Origin of the sequence: Clostridium sp. AF27-5AA (assembly GCF_003478415.1) — a bacterium.
In the GTDB taxonomy this organism is placed as follows: domain Bacteria; phylum Bacillota; class Clostridia; order Lachnospirales; family Lachnospiraceae; genus Otoolea; species Otoolea fessa.
The window spans coordinates 1-15,444 of the sequence record NZ_QUFH01000017.1; the positions used below are offsets into that span (position 1 = coordinate 1).

Below are 15,444 nucleotides of genomic sequence, written 5' to 3' on the forward strand. Positions count from 1 at the left end.
CTGTTTTGAATTCTTGTAAGTTCCGCCTGTAACTGGAATCTTATGTTTGATGCTGTTCTAAGATCAGCATAAACACCATCCGGCAGATATGGGATCATGTAACGTCCCTCTCTAACTAATCCTGCTATAACTTTCGGATCCTTACGGTCATTTTTAGTCGGATTATTGTCGTCGAGTTCTTTTGATTTTTTCACATGGTGAGGATTTACAAGCACCGGTTTCATTTCATTATCCTGTAGAAACTTTCCAAGATTGAACCAGTAATGCCCGGTCGGTTCCATACCTGGAATCACCTTATCCTTCTCATGTCTTTCTTTGAGGTCCAGGATCCATTCCTTAAATGTCACAAATCCGGCCTCTGTGTTGCTAAACTTAAATGGCTTCTTCGAATACTCGATTCCTCTGTAATCAAAAGCTCTGGCATAGTGCATTTCACTTCCGACATCAATTCCGAGTACCAAAGTTTTTTCTGTAATAGCTTCAATTTTTGCGTTCTGTGTGTTAGACTTCATTGTAGATACCTCTCTGTATAATAAGATTTTTACTAACCTGCCAGTCAGTAGTCTTATTGTACTCTGAGGTATTTTCAATTTTCAACGTCTACGCTTTTTATTATACAGGAAGCTCCTTTCCTCTGTTATAAGGTTAATGACTATGGATTAATATCCTTCAACTCCCATCTGCTTGCAGATTTCAGCAAGTTGCGGATCCACATATTTTCCGTTTTCCTCAATTGTCACGCCATCTACGATAATTGTAGGTTTCGATACTACACCGTCTGTGTGAGAAGCTGCTGTCCAGTAGCTTCCGCGAATCATTTTACCCTGACTTCCAATACCAAATTCCATGCATCCAAAAATTCGTTCATCTTCTACGATACGTCCGGTTGGTTTCATAACGCCCGGATTGAATCCGAGTGAATAGTGTGCCAAACGGAACATATTCGGATCGTTGAACGAATGCAGCCATGCGCTGAAACGTTCGGCCTCTTTTCCGCCTTCAATCTTAGTTACACGTCCATTTTCCAAGGTGAGTTTCACATTTTCAGAAATTGCACCCATGTCGGTCGGCGGGAAAATCGCAACATCGAATACAAGGGTTCCATTAATCGTTTCCTCTATTGGACACCAGCTAATCTGGCCAGCCATCATGAACGGATACCCCTTAAAGGTTGCCAGCTGACCGGAGTGACGAACTTTTCTTCCCTCATTTTGGGCTGTTAAATAAGTTCCATTATTATCTTTAATGATAATATCGTTTCCTGCCTCTAATTTAGCCTTTAAAGCCTCTCCCAGCTCTACTACCTTGTTAACATCGACTCTTCCGATACAATTCACGATCATGGTTGCATCCATACCGGTAAGATTAATGTAACGGCAGCCAAAATCAATTGCTCTCTTCCATGCATCACTCAGGAAGATGGAACCGTATGATAACTCAATCCAGACATCGGAAACAGCAACTGCATTTCCAAGCGGAGCCGCCGGTTCTGAATAGGTACTTAAATTGGTCGGTGCGAAAACAAGCAGCGGATTGGCTCCAACAGTATAAGCTGCGCTCATGAGAGCTTCCAGTACACGTTTATCCGTAGAGGTATCTCCGGTAATTACTACGTTCTCTCCCGGCTGCACCAGCATAACATCGTGCACCAACTTGTACGCAGCCTTACTGACCTCATACGATAAATAGTCCTTCGACATCTCAATTCCAATCGGGTATTCCATAGTTCCTCCTTTCCCTAACATTCATAATTTTAAGTATACTATTTTGAAATTCGCGAAAAATATTTTTCTTTGTCTTGATCTTAGCATATAAATCAAATAAAATGAAATTATGTTATTTTATAAAGTGATAAATCTGTATTATACAGACTTTAGTCTGAATTTTGGTCTACAAATTCAAGAATACCAAGGCATTCTTGCTACTAAATGTGCGTTATTTCACATTTGATATAGCCACCCCCCCCACTAAACGCCTTATACAGATATTCACGCAGAAAGGAGAGAGTATATCTGTGTTAAATTATAAGCTCAGTACCTTTTTAGAGCTCTGTGAAACGAAAAATTATACCAAAACCGCTGAAAAGCTTCATATGACTCAACCAGCCGTAACTCAGCACATCAAATATCTGGAACAGTATTACGGAACAAAACTATTTTATTATGATGAGAAAAAAAGACTTCACCTAACCGATCAAGGACGTCTCCTCCGCTCATATGCCCAATCTGTACAGGCTGATTCAGAAATCATAAAAAACCGGCTTTCTGTCCCCATCAACGAACCTGACGTTTTCAAACTGGGTTCCCTGACCGGATTCGGAGAAACATTTGCTGCAAAAGTAATGGGAAAATATTTGGACAAATACCCTGAAAAAAAGGTCAGCATCTATATGGGAGAATCTGATGACTTGTTAGTTCAATTAGCAAACGGAAGAATCCAGGCTTGTATTGTGGATACCTACTGTCCACCGGAAGAATATGAATGTCACGAATTATTCGAGTCTGAAACCATCTGCGCTCCCACTCATCCGCTGGCCGGAAAAACCGTAGATTTTAAAGAATTACATCCCTATCGGTTGATTTTCAGAGAAGAAGGTTCAAAATCCTATCTCAATCTGCGTTCTATTCTTCACGGTTACAATCAGGACATACATAATTTCGCCTCTTTTGTAGAAGTCGGAACCATCAATACCATTCACAATCTTGTCATTGAAAATGTTGGTCTCTCATTTGTATACAAGTTTGTCGTACAGAAAAAACTGGATCGCGGTGTTATGAGCCAGATTTTTATTAACGATTTTAAAAACAAAACCTTCATTAATTATGTATGGATGAAGAACAGCTTTTTCGCTGAAAAAAACAGGGAATTCCTGGATATATGCAAACATTATCTTTCCAGTCTGGGAGATCTGAATTTATAAGAAGGAATGTGCCATGGCACATAGAACGAGGTTTCCTATGGCAGAAAACAGCCGCTCCGCAATCTTATTGATCGCGAAGCGGCTGTCGACACTTATGTTTTTGATAGTGGGTCTACGCAGATGCCAGCAGTCTTGATAAGAATGCCTTGGTCCGTTTATGCTGCGGGGCGGTAAAGATCTGCTCTGGCTTTCCTTCCTCAACCACATAGCCGTCTGCCATAAAGAGCACCCGGTCAGAAACATCACGGGCAAAGCCCATCTCATGGGTGACAATGACCATCGTCATTCCCGATTTTGCCAGCTCCTTCATGACGTTTAAAACCTCTCCGACCAGCTCTGGATCGAGTGCGGAGGTTGGTTCGTCAAAGAGGAGCGCTTTTGGCTGCATCGCCAGTGCTCTGGCGATGGCAACCCGCTGCTTCTGTCCGCCGGAGAGAGTGACGGGCTTTACATCGGCTTTATCTGCCAGACCTACCTTGTCAAGCAGCTCCATTCCCAGCTTTTCAGCCTCCGGTTTCTTCATATGACCGGTCAGAATCGGTGCGAGCGTAATATTATCCAGCACACTCATCATGGGAAATAAATTAAAGCTCTGAAATATCATGCCGACTTCTTCCCGGAATCTCCGGATATCTGCCTTTGGTTCCAGCATATTTTTGCCTTCGTATTCAATAACACCGCTGGTGGCTACCTACAGCTGATTGATGCATCGGAGAAATGTACTTTTCCCGGAACCGGATGGTCCGATGATACAGACAACCTCACCTTCGTTTACATCCAGGTTAATGTCCTTTAATACTTCCAGATCTCCAAATTTTTTTGAAAGATGTTCTATATGAATCATGCAATTCTCCCCCTTTTCCCGGCTAGATTGATAGGCGTTTTTACGAGCTATGAAGCCTTTAAAATCCGGTTGCTTGGCTTTCCGCGAAGCTTTTTCTCGATATATTTCTGGAGCAGGATCAAAATAGAGATCAGCACCAGATAGAAAATTGCTCCGGTTGTATAACCCTCGATTACCTTAAAGTTGAGCGCGGTGTAGTTATTAATCTGTTTTGTAATCTCGTTGACTACAATGACGGATAAAAGAGCGGTATCTTTCACGGATGTGATAAACTGGTTAAACAGCGGAGGCAGGACAATCCGGAACGCCTGCGGTATGATGATATGGACCAGCGTCTGTCTGTATGTAAGTCCCAGTGAAAAACCAGCTTCCTTCTGTCCGACGTCGATGCTTTCCAATGCGCCACGGACGATTTCTGAAATAAATGCGCCCGAGTTCATCATGATTGTGACAATACCGGCGGTATTGCTTGAAAGTTCGATGCCGGTTATCTTAGGAATGACAAAGTAGATATATAAGGCCTGCACAATCAGCGGCGTACCGCGGATGATCCAGATATATACATTGGCGATAATTTTTGCAATCTTGTTGTGGGACTGAAGCGCATATCCAGAAAGGCATCCGATGATGAAGCCAAGTGTAATACCGACACCCGCAATCATCAGGGTAACCTTCAGACCACGGAACAGCATCGGTAAAAGTACTGTTAAAAAACTAAAATCCATCAAATCTCTCCTGTCTTTGTGTTATTCACACCATTTCGCTTCCAGTTCTGCGATGGTTCCGTCCTCTTCCAGTGCATCGATAGCCGCATCAAAAGCATCTTTGACGGTCGGGTTTTCTTTGCAGAAATCAAAGGAAAGTGCAATCGCGTATGGAGACTGTCCCTGATTGAAATCATCACCGGCAATTGCAAGCTTGGTGCCGTCGGTTGTCTTAACGTAGTAGGCAGCTCCGGCGAGATCCTGTAAGCAGGCATCTACCTTACCCTGTTCCAGGGATTCATAACAGGAGTGATGGTATCGTGTACCCCGATGCAGGATTCTGGGAAATTTGCCTGTGCGTACATGTGGGAGGCAGTTCCTTTTTCAACTGCTACCTTGTAGTCACCGCTTCGGAGTGCTTCTTCGCCGGTAATCTCTTTCGGACTGCTTTCGGTATTGACCATGACAACCTGACCTGCGTCATAATATGTCTTGGAGAAGTTCATGACCTCTTTTCTCTGGTCGGTTGCACACAGGGCAGCCATGCCTATATCCAGCTTTCCCTCTGCCAGGGAGGCAGTCAGTGCGGAATAATCCATAACCTGGATATCACCGTCCAGCTCAAATCCCAGATAATCTTTCAGGGCGTTCATCATATCGATATCAAACCCAATCAATGTGGTTCCGTCTGTGTCGTAGTAAGTAAACGGCGCGAACAGTGCGGTGGTACCGAATTTAAGCTTTACGCCTTTCAGCGCGTCCTTGGCGCCAGCGCTGGTTTCTTTCGTTTCATCGGAGGAAGCGGTCGTATCTTCCGCTGGGGCATCGGTAGCAGCTGCGGTTGTTTCTGCCGGAGCAGAAGACTGTCCGCATCCTGCCATTGCCATAGCTGCTAAAGCCATCATTGCCGTTGCTGTTATCACCTTTTTTTCATAATGGTTCCTCCTCTTTTTCAGCTGTGCCCGCGGTAAGCCGGCACGTGATCAGTTGCCATATAAATAAAAACAAGGACGCATTCATCGTAAAAGAGATGCGCCCTTGCAATTATTTTCTGTTATGTTTATTCTGCTTTTCCTGAATTGATGCCAATTATACGTGCGGTTTTTCGATATGTCAACTGAAAAATCTGCCATTTGTGTTATATATTAAAAATTTTGTGTAATTTATATTAAAAAACGATATTGAAAGTAATTTACTGGAAAAATTAAACGGAATGCGGTAATGTATAAAAAAATATTCAATATACGATAAATAAACGAGGCGATTTTTCGCTAAAATGAAAAAAACTGCGCGCGTATTAGGGGGAACGAAATACGCACGCAGTTATCCGCTATAGGAATTGGATAAATGTCAAATAAGAACACCCTCTTTGTAGACACTGCACAGATGGTCGGTAAACGCGTGCAGGTCATCGAGCGGGTTAGCATCCAGAATCAGGATATCCGCCAGTTTGCCAGCCTCGATCGAGCCGCGCTGTGTGCCGATGCCGAGTTCGTTGGCAGCTGCGATGGTCGCACACCGGATGACATCTGCGTTTGGCATGCCGTATTCGTGCATGGTAAACATTTCCAGGTAGGCGGACGGGTGCGGACCAAAGTTGGCAGAGCCGGCGTCACTTCCGAGAATGATTTTCACACCGATTTCCATTGCCTTTTTAAAGGATTTCCGCTGGTTTTCAGCGACTACCTTTGCTTTTTCTACAATCACATCAGCGATGATGCCCTCGCTCTCTACAAGACTCTTGTAAACGGCTACCGTCGGTACCCAGCACTGTCCCTGTTCCTTCATTTTTAGAAGGATTTCTTCGGTCATTTCAGCGCCGTGCTCGATCGTATCGATGCCAGCGTCCACGCATTTGGAGATGGCGTCATAGGAGAGCGCATGGGCGGCTACCTTCATATTCAGGCGGTGCGCCTCATACACCAGTGTTTCCAGTTCTTTCGGCGAATACATACACGGACCGACATCTTCCAGACCGGCAGCTCCGCCGCTCGCCATGATTTTTGCCCAGTGGATCGGCGGGATTGACATTTCGATATCATAGCCCTTTAAGCGCTTGATGCGATCGATCAGCTGTGCCTCCGTATTTGCGATAAAACCAATCATCGGGCAGTGTCCGTAGGAACCCTGGATGGCGCTTCCGGCAGGGAGAATATTGGCGCCCTGGATAATTCCACGGTTGATCGCGCTTGCCAGCGGAATGGAGGCGTCATCGTGGGAGCCGACATCTCGGACGGTGGTAACACCCGCTTTCAGGGAATCCATTGCGCCGCGGACACCCTTTGCAAAGCAGACATAGTTGCCGTCTTTGATGGTATCCCCCATCGGATCCGGGGAAGTACCATCCCAGACAAGGTGGACATGGGCGTCCATGACGCCAGGAGTCAGATATTTGCCGGTACAGTCGACCGCGTCCGCTCCGTCCGGGGCTTTTTCGTCCAGTGAAACGATTTTTTTGTTTTCAATTTTAACATCAGCTGAGAAAAAGGTTCCTTTTTCTACATCCAGCACGTGTGCATTTTTCAGATAAAAAGCCATGAAATCCCTTCTTTCTTAATGGAAACGGCAGTTCCAAACGCGGTGGAAAATTGCAGTCGCGCCGGGACTGCCGGTTAAACACAATGAGTATTATTTATGCAGCTTCGCCTGCCAGTGTTTTCTGTGTGCAGGCAGATACGATAACGAGTACCAGGATAGAGATAGGAGCTGCAATCAGAGCACTCTGATATCCGCCCGGGCATCCGAGGAGTTCCCAGGTAAGTGTTGCAATCGCGCCGCAAAGCATGGACAGGAAGCCAGCCGGACGGGTTACTTTCTTAGAGAACATGGAGCCGAGGACTGCTGGTGTGATGCTGGCGCCGATCATGGTGTAGGACCAGTTCTGAAGCGCCAGAATTGTCGGGAAGAAGTTTAAAATAATCAGGGCGATGATACCGATTAAAGCAGTACCGATCCGGTTTACCCAGAGTGTCTGGGAGTCGTCCGGAGTTTTATTGATATACTGTTTGTAGAAGTCATACGTAACACTGGTTCCACAGGTCAGCAGGTAAGAAGTACCGGTTGTGATGATGAATGCGGTGGAAGCTGCTAACAGCATGCCGCCGATGAATGCCGGAATAATCGTCGTGGTAGACAGGAAGGACATACCTGCGTCAATGTTGGTACCAAATAAAACGCTTCCGGTGAAGGCGATGATGCCGACGCACGGCATAACGATGAGCGCCATAACGCCCCATCCGATGATGGCGTTTCTGGCTGTCTTATCAGTCTTGGCAGCGGTCAGACGGGTATAGAAGTTCTGGTCGCCGGTCTCAAGAAGGATAAGCGGCAGGAAAGAACCGATCCAGATGATGATGTTGCGTCCGCCGAAGAAGGAAAGCTTATTCGGGTCGATTGCAGCTGCGGTGGCGGTGATGGACTCCCAGCCGCCTCCGGCTTTGAGGACAAACGGAACACCGACGATACAACAGGCAACGATTAGGAATGCGCTGACTGCATCTGTCCATGCAACGGAGAAAAGACCGCCGGTAACAGAGAGGATAATAATGATAATAGTTGCGATCACGGTAGAGGTTTTCGGATCAATACCGGTTGTAATATTTAAAACGTATCCAAATCCTTTGTACTGTGAAGCAATGATACCAGCCATACCGAAGAGGTTGATGACAGAACCTAGGATCCGGGTCTCAGCGCCGTATTTCTGCTGGAGAATCTGCGGTACGGTAAAACAATTGCTCTTTCGAATCTGCTTGTATACACACATATAGATGATACAGAAAACGATGAACGGGATAACCCACTGGATACCAGCCCAGTAGCCGTAGTTGTAAGCGAGCGAGTTGCCGCCGCCGGTGATGGTTCCGCTTCCGACGGAAGTCGCGAGCAGTGTTCCCATTAAGACGAACGGACCTAAGCTTCGACCGGCGAGTGCATAGTCTTCACTGCTTTTTATTTTTTTTGATGCCCAGGCGCCGATTCCAATCATAACACCAAAATAAACAATAACGAAAATCAACAGGTGAGGGGCAGTTTTAAGTTCCATAAATGTCATAGTCATTTCCTCCTTGCTGTAATGGTTCAGAATGCGTTTTATTTATTCTACATTCAGATAACTTTTCGCTTCATAGACGGTGCCCTCTTTCATGACAAAGGAGCAGTCGCGCAAGGCATCCTTGTCGGTGAGAAGATCCCGCTTCCATCCGGCGATATCGGCGTATTTGCCTTTTTCGATAGTGCCGGTGATGGAGTCAATTTCACAGATTTCTGCGTTATTTTTCGTGGCAGCCTGTAAGATACGGAAAGCATCCATGCCGCTCTCCATCATGCAGCGGAATTCCATGCCGCTTTCATAATTCTGGTAGGCAGCGACGAAATCGGTGCCGTAGCCCAGCTTGATGTGGCTGTCCACGATGATTTTCCGACCTTTCTGCATCCGTTCCTGATAAATTCCCAGCTTGCGCTGAAATTCCGGGGACTTCTGTGCCATTTTTTTCGGATCCGGATAAATCGCTTCATGGAACGGGCTGAAGGTAGGAACCAGATAGGTTCCGGTCTGTTCAAACATTTCGGCGGATTCTTCATCCATGAGGGAGCCGTGCTCGATTCCCGTGATACCGAAGCCCATCAGTTTTTTCATGAGGCGCGGTCCGTAGGCGTGAGCCGTGACCGGAATTCGGAGTTCTCTGGCGGTATCGAAAATCGCTTTAAATTCCGCATCATTTAACTGGATGTCGTCCGGATCATCATACGGAGTGGCAAATCCGCCGGTTGCCATGATTTTGATAAAATCGGCGCCGAGCTTTTTCTCCCGCCGGACCGCTGCCGTGAAGAAATCCGGTCCATTTCCAAGCCCGGAATACTGGTGTTCCATGAAATCGCAGAGAACCGGGTTGCTCCGGACGGTCTGCGTCATGTCCGCATGGCTTCCGGTTGTACCGAGAAGATGCGGGGCAACAACCAGGCGGGCGCCAGGGAGATATCCCTCGTTGATTGCCCGTTTGACGTCGAGTTCATAGGATTCCCGGAACCATCCCATTGAGCGGATAGTTGTGAAACCGCCGTGCAGGGCACGTTCGGCGGTGCAATAGGTGGCGAGTGTGCGGTAACCGTCGGAGTTGTAGATGGTATCGCTGTAGACATCGCGCCAGTTGAAAAATTCCGGGTGCATATGAGCGTCGATCATGCCGGGAGTCACGGTCAGGTGGCTTAAATCCAAGATTTCAGTTCCCTCCGGACATGGGAGGTTGCTGCCGACTTCTTCAATGTATTGGCCGTGGACCAGAATTTCTGCGTGTTCAAGAAAACGAGCTTCCAGTCCGGTATATAATTTTCCGCATAGAATTTTAATCCATTTATCCGACATGTACCTACCTCCTGTGTGTTCAATTTTGTAAAACAATTTTTAGATGAATGCACTCACTGAATATGTTCACTAAAAAAATACCACAGGTTCAGAGCAAAAGTCAATAATTAATCTGATAATTTGCTAATTTCATTTATTATAACAGAAATAGTTGAAAGAAAATGTAATATATGAATCAATATAGACAGAATACAGGATGTACAGAAGTCTGAACGATAGTTTATAGACAAAACACCGGAATGGAATTGTGATGAATGCCCAGCAGTTCCATTCCGGTATCTAAAAAGAAATTTCACGAAATTAAATCGGTTTTCTAATATATGAAAAGATGATTTCCCACCATTTTAATGCCTGGGTGTCGATATCAAACTGTCTGCGCCGCAGCAGCCAGTCCAGAAGCATTCCGCGGCTCGACTGGAGCATCAGATCATAGAAATCATATTCGTCTAAATCTGCCCGGATGGAATCTTCCTTCTGGCAGGCTTCAAACAGGGAATGATAAATCTGGTAGAGAGCGCGGCTTCCATCCGTCAGGGTGGATTCCTCCTGCTGATTCCGGAGGTTGTAGATATAGAGGCTCCGCAGGTTGCTGTAGCTGGAAACGGCTTTCTGGACGAAGAAATAAAAGCGGGCAAGCTTGTCCATGGCGGACAGATCCCTGTATTTTGCATGGGTACTCAGCTGCTCATAGAAGTTGACGTAGAGATCGTCCAACGGTTCCGCATTCTGCGCCGCCATCTCTTCTTTATTTTTAAAATAGCGGTAGATGGAGCCGACCGAGGTCTGAGCCGCATCCGCAATATCCTGGATGGTGACATCCTCAAATCCCTTTGTTTCAAAGAGATCAAGCGCACAGGTCAGGATGCGTTTCCGCGTTTCCAGCGCCTGCTGTTTTCGTTTGGTTAAATTTTCGCTCATATATGTCCATGCAGAAGCGCACCGTCTTCTGCCCCCTTCCTGAAATTCATGGTAAATAAGTATCCTGATTTTATTATATCGGATTTTGTGTAAATATGCCAATGAAAAAAGTGTAAAGTCAATTGAATTTATAGGATAAAATTCATATTTATGAAATAGCGGTGGCATGGAAACTTTGGAAAAACGCATCCCCCACCAGCGATAAACTCCGTTCTTTCCGTTTGACCAGACAGATACTTGAATGGATCTGCGGCTGGGTGATGATCCGGCGGATCAGGGCGGGATCGGAATTTAAACAGAGGGCAGATTCAGGCGCGAGCGCGATGCCCAGCCCTTCGGACGCCCATAAAAGGGCGGTTCTGGCATCGTCGGCAATGCAGACGATGTTCGGTTCCAGCGCCTGTTCTTCAAAATATCCCAGAATCAGCGGCTGCCAGCGGCGGTAAAGGATGAGCGGCGCGCGGGTGAGGGCGGAGAGAGGGAGAGACGCGGGTGTATGGCTTTTTTGTGGTTCGGATGCAGGAATATCAGTCAGGAGGGCATTCGGGCATTCCTGGTAATGGCTCCAGATCATTTCGCGCCCGATCGCCAGAAACGCCTCCGGCGGCAGTGTCTGCATCTCCAGCCCGGCTTTGGCAAATGGCGTCCGGATCACGGCGAGGTCGATCTGGTTGGAGTGAAGCAGATCGAGCAGGTGGTAGGAATTGGACTCATGGAGTTCAAACAGGGCTTTGGGATAGGATCGCCGGAATGGGGCAAGATAATGCCGGGTCACAAATTCGACGGCGGAGGAGATGATGCCAAGGCGCACAACGCCCTGAATCTCCTGTTTCTGTGCAGTCAGCTCCGTGCGGGCAGCCTGGCTCAGATCGAGGATCGCAAGCGCCCGGTCATAGAACGTCTTTCCAGCAGGTGTCAGTCGGATGCGGCGGGAACCGCGCTCAAACAGCGTCACACCCAGTTCTGCCTCCAGAAGCTTCATCTGGTGGCTGAGCGGCGGTTGTGAGATATTCAGTTTTTTGGCTGCCTGGGAAATATTTCCCTCGTTGACGATGGTGGTGAAGTAGGATAACTGGCGAAGTTCCATAAATGCTCCTTCCTGTTCGGATTCGTTGTAAAACTGTGTATACGGCAGATATATTATATAACAAAATCCGATAGAATAACAGGCGAACTATATTTTTTCGATATATATTCTATATTCGAATGGTATTTTTCAGGCTCCTTGAATTCTGGTATGATACATAAGCAGGTATATACTGGAAATTCCAGAGAAATAAAAGTGTAGCAATAATACGGAAGGGAGTGGGCAGAAATGAAAGAACTGCTGGATATGTTTCTGACGTTTGCCAGAATTGGAGGGTTTACCTTCGGCGGCGGATATGCGATGCTGCCGATGCTGCAGAAAGAGGTAGTCAATGGACGCCATTGGGCGACGGATGAAGAATTGATGGATTACTACGCGATTGGTCAGTGTACACCGGGTATCATCGCGGTCAACACGGCGACGTTTGTCGGTTATAAAAATCGGGGGATTCCGGGGGCAATTGCGGCGACACTGGGAGTCATTGCACCGTCGCTTGTCATCATTATGATTATCGCGGCGTTTATCTCGAACTTTATTGAACTTAGCTTTGTGAGCAGCGCCTTTGCAGGCATCCGCGCCTGCGTCTGTGTGCTGATCGGCAGTGCGGTTGTCAAACTGGCAAAGAAATCGCTGGTTGATAAAGGCGCGATCGCGATTGCGGCGGTTGTGTTTGTACTGTCACTGTTTACATCGGTTTCCCCGGCGCTTCTTGTTGTCGTGGCGGGTGCGATCGGGATTGTACTGAAGGGCGGAAAGGGGGAGAAGAAATGATGCTGATACTTGAATTATGCTTCCGCTTCTTCTGCTGCGGACTGTTTGCGATTGGAGGCGGACTGGCGACCCTCCCGTTCCTTTACAATATTTCCAAGGAGACGGGATGGTATACCTTTAATGATATTTCCAACATGATCGCTGTCTCCGAGTCCACACCGGGACCGATGGGAGTCAATATGGCGACCTACGTCGGCTTCCATATTAAGGGGATTCTCGGCGGACTGGCAGCGCCACTCTCACTGGTGCTTCCGTCGGTCATCATCATTGTGATTATCTCGAAGATTCTCGATAAATTTAAATCATCCGCGATCGTACAGAATGCGCTCTATGGACTTCGCGCGGCATCTACCGCCCTGATTGCGGCAGCCGGTATCGGCGTGGCAAAGATAGCGTTCCTCCATGTCGGCGAGGATGGCAGCCTGGTGCTTTCCAAGCTGTTTTCCATCATCAACTGGAAGGCGATCGTACTGGCGCTTGCGATCTGGTACGGCTTAGTCAAATGGAAAAAGCACCCGATCTTCTACATCGTGGCGGCGGCTGTGATTGGAATCGTGTTCCAGTTCCACTAGGGAAGATAGAAGAAAATAGAACCATTTCCAGAAGGGGTAGTGCAGTATCTGTATACTCTTTTGGGGTGGTTCTTTTTTTGTCATAGGAGGCTTCGACCTATGACAAAAAATGCTCCGTGGGATGCGCCAAGGCACATTTTTTGCTTATGGGACTTTCTTTATAAGAAAGCATGACAATAAAGTGAAATAATGATTAGAAACAGAATGAATAAAACTGAATTACACAACAATTACAAAAATATAATCAGATAAATAAAGAATAATATGGAAAATAATTAGAAATAATACTTGACAAAACAGAAATTATCTAGTAAAATAAAACCATCAAAAGAAACAGAGATAACCCCAACAAACGGTTACCATAGTTTCTAGGACGAAATAAGGAACAAGGAGGACGGTCCAATGGGATAGTTAGTTACTAAAAAACATGATCATGGTTTTAAAAACCGAATTTATCCAATAAATAAAAAGATAAAAATCGGTATCGATGGAATCCATCATCATACAATCTCTAAAAGAGTTTACATAGATACATGTAATCAAAGGAGGAGATTCATATGAAAGGAAGAGGTCCATAGCACATTTAAAACAAAATATAAAAGAAAGAGAGGTTATATAGTGAAACTTCGGGATATTTCATAAAAGAGCTGTCTGATGACGAGAAAGTCGGACAGCTCTTTTTTTGTTTCATAGAAAATCGAAGCAAGCGCAGCAGAAAGGTTGACGAATGAAGTCAAAAAGGATATTCTGGAGAATGAAAATTATATACATTACAAAATGAAGGGAATTGTTGGAGGTATCTATTTAAAATGAATGAAAACAACATGGTCATTAAAGACGCCAGAACACTGGGTCTGCCGAAGATGCTGCTTTTAGGTTTGCAGCATATGTTCGCGATGTTCGGCGCAACGATCCTGGTGCCGATTCTGGTCAATACCTATTTTGAGGGAGAGGGACTTTCGATTCAGGTAACGCTGATGTGTGCGGGTCTGGGAACACTGTTTTTCCATGCCTGCTCTAAGTTAAAGGTCCCGGCGTTCCTCGGTTCCTCGTTCGCATTCCTCGGTGGATTTGCGACGGTGGCAAACTTGGACAGCGGTATTTTTGCAGATATGACGATGGGTGAGAAATTGCCATATGCCTGCGGCGGTATCGTGGTAGCTGGTGCGCTGTACCTGATTCTGGCGCTGATCATCAAGCTGGCAGGCGTGGAGCGTGTCATGCACTATCTGCCGCCGGTTGTGACAGGTCCGATCATCATATGTATCGGTCTTTCGCTGGCGCCGTCCGCAATTGCCAACGCATCGACAAACTGGCTGATTGCGTTGATTGCGCTGGGAACCATCATCATTTTTAATATCTGGGGCAAGGGAATGTTCAAGATCATTCCGATTCTGATGGGCGTTGTGATCTCCTATGCAGCGGCGGCAGTTTTCCAGATGATGGGAATGACAAACCCGGACGGAAGTGCGATCCTGAATTTCTCAGAGGTAGCGACGGCTTCCTGGGTCGGACTTCCTCCGTTCCAGCTGTGCAAATTTGACCCGACGGCGGTCATGGTAATGGCGCCGATCGCGCTTGCGACGATGATGGAACATATCGGCGATATGTCGGCGATCTCCGCGACGGTCGGAGAAAATTTCCTTGCGGATCCGGGACTGCACCGGACGCTGGTCGGCGATGGTATCGCAACATCTCTGTCGGCACTCGTTGGCGGTCCTGCCAATACGACTTACGGTGAAAATACGGGCGTTCTGGAATTAAGCCGTGTTCATGACCCGCGTGTCATCCGGATTGCAGCTGTCTTTGCTGTGATTCTGAGCTTTATTCCGAAGATGGCAGAGGTCATCGGTTCGATGCCGTCTGCTATCATCGGCGGCGTTAGTTTCATGCTATACGGTATGATCTCCGCGATCGGTGTCCGCAACGTGGTCGAAAACCAGGTGGATTTAACCAAATCCCGGAATCTGGTAATCGCTGCGGTAATTCTGGTCTGCGGGCTGGGATTCTCCGACGGTCTGACCTTTGAGGCGGCAGGAACTTCGGTTACTCTGACAGGTCTTGCGATCGCAGCGATTGCGGGCGTTCTGCTCAACGTGATTCTTCCGGGTAATGATTACCAGTTCGGCAAGAATTTACAGGGCGACATCAACCGCGGTGTGGCGATCAATCCGAATCCGAAGAAACGGCAGGAATAAAAAATATAAAAATTTTCAGTCCTAAAATTGGGACGAACCATTTCAGATGTATAATCCGCCTGCATTTC

At 46.7% G+C, this 15,444-nt stretch carries 14 protein-coding genes and 1 pseudogene; 4 read left to right on the forward strand and 11 right to left on the reverse strand.

The genetic code is table 11. The features are described from left to right. The coding region (locus DWY89_RS13405) for a transposase (RefSeq protein WP_147353340.1) at positions 1 to 512 on the reverse strand (512 nt) is incomplete at its 3' end. 147 nt (positions 513 to 659) lie between these two features. Continuing rightward, a complete protein-coding gene (locus DWY89_RS13410) occupies positions 660 to 1,724 on the reverse strand; it encodes a hypothetical protein (protein ID WP_118466978.1) in 1,065 nt (354 codons plus the stop codon). Positions 1,725 to 2,014: 290 nt separating this feature from the next. On the opposite strand from DWY89_RS13410, the gene DWY89_RS13415 reads away from it, so the two are divergent. Further along, positions 2,015 to 2,920 (forward strand): LysR family transcriptional regulator, encoded by a 906-nt coding sequence (locus DWY89_RS13415; protein WP_118524760.1) that lies wholly within the window; start codon positions 2,015 to 2,017, stop codon positions 2,918 to 2,920. Positions 2,921 to 3,032: 112 nt separating this feature from the next. On the opposite strand, the pseudogene DWY89_RS13420 reads toward DWY89_RS13415, so the two are convergent. The 9 genes and pseudogenes from DWY89_RS13420 to DWY89_RS13455 form a co-directional block, all read right to left on the reverse strand. Beyond that, a pseudogene (locus DWY89_RS13420) lies at positions 3,033 to 3,764 on the reverse strand (amino acid ABC transporter ATP-binding protein). 47 nt (positions 3,765 to 3,811) lie between these two features. Then, positions 3,812 to 4,489 (reverse strand): amino acid ABC transporter permease, encoded by a 678-nt coding sequence (locus tag DWY89_RS13425; RefSeq protein ID WP_118469429.1) that lies wholly within the window; start codon positions 4,487 to 4,489, stop codon positions 3,812 to 3,814. Between the two features lie 21 nt (positions 4,490 to 4,510). Then, the gene (locus DWY89_RS14755; RefSeq protein WP_333491458.1) at positions 4,511 to 4,807 is read right to left on the reverse strand and encodes a transporter substrate-binding domain-containing protein; all 297 of its coding nucleotides are present in this window, start codon (positions 4,805 to 4,807) and stop codon (positions 4,511 to 4,513) included. Then, entirely contained in the window at positions 4,744 to 5,373 is a 630-nt protein-coding gene (locus tag DWY89_RS13430) for a transporter substrate-binding domain-containing protein (protein ID WP_243022839.1), read from the reverse strand. Before DWY89_RS13430 ends, DWY89_RS14755 begins: the two co-directional genes overlap by 64 nt. Positions 5,374 to 5,818: 445 nt before the next feature. Next, entirely contained in the window at positions 5,819 to 7,006 is a 1,188-nt protein-coding gene (locus DWY89_RS13435; RefSeq protein ID WP_118469430.1) for an amidohydrolase family protein, read from the reverse strand. A gap of 94 nt (positions 7,007 to 7,100) precedes the next feature. Beyond that, positions 7,101 to 8,519, reverse strand: coding sequence for a sodium:solute symporter family protein (locus tag DWY89_RS13440; RefSeq protein ID WP_182429154.1), 1,419 nt, complete (start codon positions 8,517 to 8,519; stop codon positions 7,101 to 7,103). A gap of 42 nt (positions 8,520 to 8,561) precedes the next feature. Next, on the reverse strand, positions 8,562 to 9,830 hold the full coding sequence (locus DWY89_RS13445) for an amidohydrolase family protein (RefSeq protein ID WP_118469432.1): 1,269 nt from the start codon (positions 9,828 to 9,830) through the stop codon (positions 8,562 to 8,564). A 300-nt stretch (positions 9,831 to 10,130) separates the two neighbouring features. Continuing rightward, the gene (locus DWY89_RS13450; RefSeq protein WP_182426683.1) at positions 10,131 to 10,748 is read right to left on the reverse strand and encodes a TetR/AcrR family transcriptional regulator; all 618 of its coding nucleotides are present in this window, start codon (positions 10,746 to 10,748) and stop codon (positions 10,131 to 10,133) included. 148 nt (positions 10,749 to 10,896) lie between these two features. Next, positions 10,897 to 11,835, reverse strand: a complete 939-nt coding sequence (locus tag DWY89_RS13455; RefSeq protein WP_118469434.1) for a LysR family transcriptional regulator — start codon at positions 11,833 to 11,835, stop codon at positions 10,897 to 10,899. Positions 11,836 to 12,063: 228 nt separating this feature from the next. On the opposite strand from DWY89_RS13455, the gene DWY89_RS13460 reads away from it, so the two are divergent. The 3 genes from DWY89_RS13460 to DWY89_RS13470 all read left to right on the forward strand — a co-directional run bounded on the left by DWY89_RS13460 (position 12,064) and on the right by DWY89_RS13470 (position 15,376). Next, on the forward strand, positions 12,064 to 12,606 hold the full coding sequence (locus DWY89_RS13460; RefSeq protein ID WP_118469435.1) for a chromate transporter: 543 nt from the start codon (positions 12,064 to 12,066) through the stop codon (positions 12,604 to 12,606). Then, positions 12,603 to 13,178: a chromate transporter gene (locus DWY89_RS13465; protein ID WP_227589736.1), complete on the forward strand. Its 576-nt coding sequence runs from the start codon at positions 12,603 to 12,605 to the stop codon at positions 13,176 to 13,178. The genes DWY89_RS13460 and DWY89_RS13465 overlap by 4 nt, the downstream gene beginning before the upstream one ends. Positions 13,179 to 13,987: 809 nt before the next feature. Beyond that, entirely contained in the window at positions 13,988 to 15,376 is a 1,389-nt protein-coding gene (locus DWY89_RS13470) for a uracil-xanthine permease family protein (RefSeq protein WP_118469436.1), read from the forward strand. Positions 15,377 to 15,444 lie beyond the last annotated feature (68 nt).